Annotated in this window: 1 pseudogene; it reads left to right on the top strand. The window is 44.3% G+C overall.

Annotation, left to right across the window (positions count from 1 at the left end):
• Positions 1-246: pseudogene (locus RYX56_RS24485) on the top strand (tetracycline resistance MFS efflux pump); the annotation flags it as partial.

The raw sequence follows: 246 nt of genomic DNA, 5'->3' as shown, positions 1-246 counted from the left end.
GCCAGTGCATCATCGTTCATTACATTATTCCTTGTCCTCCTTTTATTAAAGGAACCAAAATCGAAGAAGAGCGGGCCTGCCAAGGAAAAGCAATCTATCTGGAGCGCCTTTAATGGCACTGTCTCTGTCTTGTTAATCGTGCAATTATTTATTTCCTTATCGCTTTCCGGCCTGGAGGCAACGTACGCCTATTTTGCGGCTAAAAAAGCGGGCTTGGGTACTGTGGAGCGTGGTTATATTTTTATG

The organism is Alkalihalophilus lindianensis (assembly GCF_032843265.1).
Taxonomy (GTDB): Bacteria; Bacillota; Bacilli; order Bacillales; family Bacillaceae_D; genus Alkalihalophilus; species Alkalihalophilus lindianensis.
This window is presented reverse-complemented; position numbering and strand designations above follow the sequence as displayed.